Origin of the sequence: Pseudonocardia zijingensis (assembly GCF_042657305.1) — a bacterium.
GTDB classification, from domain to species: domain Bacteria; phylum Actinomycetota; class Actinomycetes; order Mycobacteriales; family Pseudonocardiaceae; genus Pseudonocardia; species Pseudonocardia zijingensis.
Window position 1 is genome coordinate 476,901 of the sequence record NZ_JBHSKO010000004.1, and the last position, 6,866, is coordinate 483,766.

Here is a 6,866-nt window from a genome sequence, read left to right on the forward strand (position 1 = left end):
CAGCTGCGCACAGCGAGGTGGCACTCGGCGACGCTCCCCCGCCGCTCCCCGCGCCCGAAGGACCCCGACGTGACCACCGCGCAGATCGACCGGCTGCTCGACACCGACCACGCGTGGGCGGTGGTCGACGTGGAGACCTCCGGCTTCCACCCCGGCAGCAGCCGCGTGCTCAGCGTCGCCGCGATGGCGCTCGACGCCTCCGGGCGGCCTTCGGGCCCGCGCTTCGCCTCGCTCGTCAACCCCGACTGCGACCCGGGCCCGGTGCGGGTGCACGGCCTCACGCGCGAGCGCCTCGCCGCGGCGCCCCGGTTCGAGGAGATCGCCCCGCAGCTGCTGGAGGTGCTCGACGGGCGCACGCTCGTGGCCCACAACGCGGCGTTCGACCACGGCTTCCTGGAGGCCGAGGCCGACCGCGCCGGCCTGAAGCTGCCCGTGCGGCAGCGGCTGTGCACGCTGGCGCTGAGCAGGCGGCTGGGCATCGACGTGCCCAACCACAAGCTCGCCACGCTCGCCGCGTACTGGGGGGTGCCGCAGCAGCGCGCCCACGACGCCCTCGACGACGCGCAGGTGCTCGCCCGCGTCCTCACCCACAGCCTGCTGCTCGCCGCGCAGCTCGGGATGCCGCTGCCCCTGATCGGGGCCGACGGCCGGACCGGCGCCACCCGCACCCCGCGGCGCGCCGCGACGCCGCCGTGCCCGTGGCGCTACCCGGGCCGGCTGGCCGCCGGGCAGCCGCTCGTGCAGGGCATGAAGGTGGCCGTCACGGGCGCGACCGACGAGCCGCGGGACCGGCTGGCCGCGCGGCTCACCGCCGCCGGGCTCGACGTCCAGAACTCGGTCAGCCGGCTCACGAGCGTGCTGATCAGCAACGACCCCGGCTCCGGCACCCGCAAGGCCGCCCGGGCCCGCGCCGAGGGCATCCTCGTGGTCGACGAGGCCACCGCCCTGCGCCTGCTCGCCGACGTCCGGCCGGGCGAACCCGCGACCACCACCCGGCCCGCCCCGCGCCGCCCGCGCCCCGCCCGGGCGGTGCCGCGGGGCCCGCTGCACGGACGGCGGGTACTCGTGCTCGGCGGCACACACCAGGAAGCGGCCGACGTGCGCGGCCAGGTCACCGCGCTCGGCGGGGCCGCGGCCGTGAACTTCAGCGCGGGCGTCACCGACGTGATCCTGATGGCGGGCGGCGAGGCCGACCGGCGCCTGCCGCGCATCGCCGAGGCAGGCCTGCCGGTGCACCGCGGCCGCGCCGCGCTGGGCATCACCCTGCCCGCCCCGTGCGCCGGGCCGGCGGACGAGCCGGGCTACGTCGGCAAGCACCGCAGCGAGGCACCCGGCGCGGGCGTGCCGGTGCTCGCCCGGGGCGCCGTGATCGACCTGCCCGAGGACGAGCTCGTCTGGACGGTCAACGTGGCGTGGCGCGCCGACGCGCTCGTCTCCGGCGTGGACGTCGACGTCGTGGCCTTCCTCGTCGACGCGGACGAACAGGTGATCGCCGACGAGGACTTCGTCTTCTACAACGCCCCGGTCAGCGAGCACGGCACGGTGACGCTGTCGGCCGACGGCGACTGCGAGCAGAGCATCCGCGTGGACCTCGGCCTCGTGTCCGACCAGCACAGCAAGATCATCATCGCGGCCGCGCTGGACGGGCACGCCACCTTCGGCGAGCTGGGCGCGGTCGCCCTGAGCGTCGACGGCGACGCCGCCACGGCGGCCACCGCCACCCTGGACGCCGCCACCACCGAGCGCACGATGCTGCTGGCGGAGATCTACCGCCGCAACGGGGCGTGGCGGCTGCGCGCCGTCGGCCAGGGGTACGACGACGGGCTGGCCGGGCTCGCCACGCGGCTCGGGGTGGTGGTCGACGACGCGTGACCGCGCCGCCCCCCGTGGATCAGCCGGGGGATCAGCCCAGCAGCTCGTCGACCGCGGCGAGCGCGGCCGCCCCGGTCTCCTCCGCCGCGTCCACCACGCCGAGGAAGGCGAAGTAGCCGTGGATGAGCCCGGGGCCGGGCACGTGCCGCACCGGCACTCCCGCCGCCCGGAGGCGCTCGGCGTAGGCGTCGCCCTCGTCGCGCAGGGGGTCGAACTCGGCGGTGGCGACGACGGCGGGCGGGAGCCCGGAGAGGTCGGCGTGCAGGAGGTCGACGGTGGTGTCGGCCCGCCCGTCAGGGAGGTACTGGTCGAAGAACCAGGCCATGTCGGCGCGCGTGAGGAAGTAGCCCTCGCCGTTGTCGCGGATCGAGGGCAGCTCCATGCGCGGGTCGGTGGCCGGGTAGAGGAGCAGCTGCGCGGCGAGCGCGGGGCCGCGGCCGTCGCGCGCCCGCAGGGCCGCACCCGCGGCGAGGCTCGCCCCCGCGCTGTCGCCTGCCACGACGTGCGACCGGCCCGGGAACCGGTCCGCGGTCCACGCCAGCGCGGCCGTGACGTCCTCGAGCGCGGCGGGGTGCGGGTGCTCGGGCGCCAGCCGGTAGTCGACGGCCACCACGGTGGCGCCGAGCGCGTTGGCCACCCGCCGGCACACGGGGTCGTGGGTGTCGAGGTCCCCGACGACCCAGCCCCCGCCGTGGAGGTAGGTGACCACGCGGCCCCGCTCGTCCTCGGGCGTGTACACCCGCACCGGCACGGGGCCGGCCGGGCCGTCGACCCGGTCGTCCGCCACGTGCTTGACCGGCTCCGGGGCGTAGCCCTCGCCCCGGCGGGCCATCGCGAGCGAGCGGTAGTGGCTGCGGGTCTCCTGGGCGGTCCCGCGCACCAGCGGGATCGCCCCCGCCGCCGTCAACTGGTCGAGCACCGTGCGGAACTGCGGGTCGAGCGGCATCGGCTTCCTCCCACGGAACGGGCAACAATCACTTAGCATGCCAAACGAGCATCGTTGCCCACAGCACCGGCGAGGAGGCCGATGACCGCGCCACGGGATCCCGAGTTCGACGCCGTCGTCGTGGGCGCGGGCTTCGCGGGGATGTACATGCTGCACCGGCTGCGCGAGCTCGGGTGCTCCGCGGTGGTGCTGGAGGCCGGGCACGGGGTCGGCGGCACCTGGTACTGGAACCGCTATCCGGGCGCCCGCTGCGACTCCGAGAGCTACTACTACTCCTACTCGTTCTCCGACGAGCTGCAGCAGGAGTGGGAGTGGAGCGAGCGCTACCCGCAGCAGCCGGAGATCCTGCGCTACCTGGAGCACGTGGCCGACCGGTTCGACCTGCGCCGCGACATCCGCCTCGGCAGGCGCGTCACCGAGGCCGCCTTCGACGACGACGCCGGCCGCTGGCACGTGCGCACCGACGGCGGAGAGCGCTACACGGGACGCTTCCTCATCACCGCGGTGGGCTGCCTGTCCACGGCGAACGTCCCGCGCATCCCGGGCCTCGACGCGTTCGACGGCCGCTGGTTCCACACCGGGAACTGGCCACACGACGGGGTCGACTTCACCGGTCTGCGAGTGGGTGTGATCGGGACCGGTTCGACGGGGATCCAGGCCATCCCGGTGATCGCCGAGCAGGCCGCGCACCTCACGGTCTTCCAGCGCACCGCCAACTACAGCGTCCCCGCGCGCAACGGCCCGATGGACCCAGCGTTCCAGCGCGAGGTCAAGGCCGGGTACGCCGAGATCCGGCGCAGGCAACGCGAGTCGACCAACGGACACCCCTTCGACGTGGAGCCGCGGTCGGCGCTGTCGGTGCCCGAGGACGAGCGCCGCAGCCGGTACGAGGCCGCGTGGCGGCGGGGCGGGCTGCGCTTCCGGGCCACGTTCGCCGACCTGCTCACCAGCGTGGAGGCCAACGCCACGGCGTCGGACTTCATCCGCGCGAAGATCCGTGAGACGGTGCGCGACCCGGAGACGGCCGAGAAGCTCGTGCCGCACGACCACCCGTTCGCCACCAAACGCCCGCCGATCGACACCGGCTACTTCGAGACCTACAACCGCCCGGACGTCACGCTCGTCGACGTCCGGGAGAACCCGATCGTCGAGATCACCACGAGCGGGGTGCGCACCACCTCGGGGACCCACCCGCTCGACCGCCTGGTCTTCGCCACCGGGTTCGACGCGCTCACCGGCCCGCTGCTGGCCATGGACGTGCGGGGGGCGGGTGGGCGCGCGCTGCGCGACGCCTGGTCGGACGGTCCGCGCACGTACCTCGGCCTGCAGGTCCCCGGCTTCCCGAACCTGTTCACGATCACCGGGCCGGGGAGCCCGTCGGTGCTCACCAACATGCCCACGTCGATCGAGCAGCACGTCGACTGGATCGCCGACTGCCTCGCCCACCTGCGCGAGAACGGCCTGGTGCGCATCGAGGCCACCGAGGACGCCGAGCGCGCCTGGGGCGAGCACGTGCAGGAGGCCGCGCAGCGCACGCTCCTCCCGATGGCGTCCACCTCCTGGTACCTGGGTGCGAACGTGCCCGGCAAGCCACGGGTGTTCCTGCCCTACGCAGGCGGCCTCGCCGCGTACGCCCGCCGGTGCGCGGAGGTGGCGGCGGCGGGCTACGCCGGGTTCAGCCTCGCACCGGCTCCCGCTGCGGGCCGGTGAGGTCGGCGGCGTACCCGACCACCGCCTGGTCGATCCGGCGCAGCACGCGGACCACGGCGAGCAACTCGGCGCGCCTGCGCGGCTCCTCCACCCCTGCGGCGTAGGCCTCGGCGGCGTCGACGGCCTCCTCCGCAGAGCCGGGCACGCGGGCCCCCTCCTCCCGGCACAGCACGGCGCGCAGCCCGGCGAGGTTCGCCCGCACCTGCTCGGCGGCCGGGTCCAGCGTGGGCGCCCAGCCGGGCTCGACGAGCGTGTCGGACATGCGGGCGAGCGCGCGGGCGTAGTGCTCCACCCCGGTCAGCACCCGGACCGCCCGCTGGTACCCGGTGCGGCCCCGCCGCAGCCAGACGGCGCGCTCCAGCGGCGCGGCGCGGCTGCGCAGCGTGCCGAGCGCCTCCCTCGCGGCGTGCGCCAGTTCCAGCGGCGGCGCAGCCGGCTCCCGCCCCGCGATCCGGTCGACGGCGGCGCGCAACACGGCGTCGACGGCGTCCACCTGCGCGTCGAGGGCCTCGTCGAACGCGTCCCTCGTGCGCGTGGGCAGCACGAGGAACGCCGCCAGCACCCCCATCGCCACGCCCACGGCGGTCTCCGCGATCCGCACCACGAACGTGGTGACGTCGAACTGGCCGATCAGGCCGTAGAGCAGCGCGAGCACGGCCGTGATCCAGAACGCCATCAGCGCCTGGGACACCCGGGCGAGGTAGAGGGCGAGGAACACGCAGCAGAACAGCAGCACGAGCACGAGGACCGGGCGGTTCCCGACGAGGACGGCCAGCCCCACACCCGCGAGCACGCCGCCGACCGTCCCGACCACCCGCTGGTAGCCGCGGCTGAGGATGTCGCCGCGGCTGCTCGCGCCCGCGAACACGATGAACGCCGCGATCACCGCCCAGTACCAGCGGGCGGGCGAGACGAGCTCCCCCAGCACGATCGCGAGGCTGGTGGCGACCCCGACCTGCACGGCCTGGCGCGTGGTGAGCCGCAGGCCCGCCGGCTCGTCGGCGGGACCGGGTTCCGCCTCATCGGGAGAGGGTTCGCCGTCGGTGTCGCGCACCGCGACCGCCCGCGCCGCCCCGCTCTCCCAGGAGTCGGCGAGGCGGACCACCGCCAGGGCGACCCGGTGGACGCGCGCGGGCGGCTCGTCGGGCTGCGCCGTCAGGTCGGCGACGCTGCGCCGCGCCGTGGCCAGCAGCGCCGGGACGTACCGGCGCGGCGTGCCCGTGGCCGACGCGCCGCTCACCGCGTGCAAGGCCTCGAGCAACGCCGTGCGCGTGCTGTCGTCGAGCCCGCCCGCCTCGGCACCGCCGGGGGTGTCGACGAGCCGCTGCGCGGTGAGCGCGAGGCGTTCGGCGGCCAACTCGGCGTCCATGACGCGCAGGGCGAGCTCGTCGGGGTCGGCCGCGGCACGCTCGACCTCCAGCGCGTCGGCCACCAGCAGCGCCGTCTCGTTCAGCCGGGTGGTGCGGCGCCGCACCTCCTCCCGCGCGTCGTCGAGGCGGCCGGGCGGCGCCTCGAGCAGGCGCACCACCGCGTCGACGAGCGCGTGGACGTGGGCGCGGAAGGCGCGCAGCAACCGTTCCAGCGCCCGCTCGGGGCGCTCGGCGAACACGAGCCCGCGCACCACCAGCGTGGCGCAGATCCCGACGGCCGCGGCGACCCCCAGCCACGGCAGCTCGGCCGGCGTCGCGCCGAGGAACAGCGTGAAGAAATAGGGCATCACCGCGGCCGTGCCGAGCGCGACCGCACGCGGGCCGAACCGGCGCACGTACACCGCCGCCACCATCACCGCGACGAACACGACGTCGGCCACCAGGTGGTACGGGGCGAGCAGAGTGCCGACCACCATCGCCACCACGGCAGGCCCGAGCATCAGCAGGGTGGTGGCCCGCCGGGCCTGCGGGTCGGGCTCGTCGACCGCGAGGTTGCTGACCATCGCCAGCACGCACGCGAGCAGCACCACCGTGATCGGGAACCCGGCCACCAGGCGCAGACCGGTCATGACGGCAGCGGCGAGCGCCATCGCCGCCGACGCTGCGCCGGCGAACCGCACCCGGCGCAGCCCCGGATCGAGGCCGGTCAGGGCCGTGCGGAGCTCCGCGAATCCGGCCCGGGACAGCACCGGGGAATGTTCCCACGGGGCGGGATCAGGGATCGGCGGTTTCGCCGATCCGGGCCACCGGTGTCGCGCCCAGCGGCCTCCCGGGCCGCCGGGTTCCGATGCTCCTATGGACGTCAAGCAGCTGGTTCAAGATCTTTTCGGGTGTGGGTGAGGGCGGCGTAGACCTCGCGGGCGAGGTAGCGCTTGAGGCAGCGGATGATCTCTTTCTTGCTCAGACCG

4 protein-coding genes are annotated in these 6,866 nt (G+C 75.4%); 2 read left to right on the forward strand and 2 right to left on the reverse strand.

Going from position 1 to position 6,866, the window contains the following annotated elements; all coding sequences use genetic code 11:
- Window positions 1-69 precede the first annotated feature (69 nt).
- The gene (locus ACFPL3_RS12100; RefSeq protein ID WP_379588929.1) at window positions 70-1,872 is read left to right on the forward strand and encodes a TerD family protein; all 1,803 of its coding nucleotides are present in this window, start codon (window positions 70-72) and stop codon (window positions 1,870-1,872) included.
- 31 nt (window positions 1,873-1,903) lie between these two features.
- On the opposite strand, the gene ACFPL3_RS12105 is transcribed toward ACFPL3_RS12100, so the two are convergent.
- Entirely contained in the window at window positions 1,904-2,818 is a 915-nt protein-coding gene (locus ACFPL3_RS12105) for an alpha/beta hydrolase (protein ID WP_343940842.1), read from the reverse strand.
- Window positions 2,819-2,899: 81 nt separating this feature from the next.
- Between ACFPL3_RS12105 and ACFPL3_RS12110 the strand changes: the two genes are divergently transcribed.
- Window positions 2,900-4,528 carry a flavin-containing monooxygenase gene (locus ACFPL3_RS12110; protein ID WP_343940841.1) on the forward strand — a complete coding sequence of 543 codons (1,629 nt, stop codon included), beginning with the start codon at window positions 2,900-2,902 and terminating at the stop codon, window positions 4,526-4,528.
- Here the strand turns inward: ACFPL3_RS12110 and ACFPL3_RS12115 are convergent.
- Window positions 4,494-6,647: an FUSC family protein gene (locus ACFPL3_RS12115; RefSeq protein WP_343940840.1), complete on the reverse strand. Its 2,154-nt coding sequence runs from the start codon at window positions 6,645-6,647 to the stop codon at window positions 4,494-4,496. The two genes, ACFPL3_RS12110 and ACFPL3_RS12115, sit on opposite strands and share 35 nt — an antisense overlap.
- Window positions 6,648-6,866 lie beyond the last annotated feature (219 nt).

Excerpts from the sequence above, each read along its gene's own strand:
- ACFPL3_RS12110 (WP_343940841.1), top strand. The coding sequence starts at position 2,900 with ATGACCGCGCCACGGGATCCCGAGTTCGACGCCGTCGTCGTGGGCGCG.
- ACFPL3_RS12105 (WP_343940842.1), bottom strand. The coding sequence starts at position 2,818 with ATGCCGCTCGACCCGCAGTTCCGCACGGTGCTCGACCAGTTGACGGCG.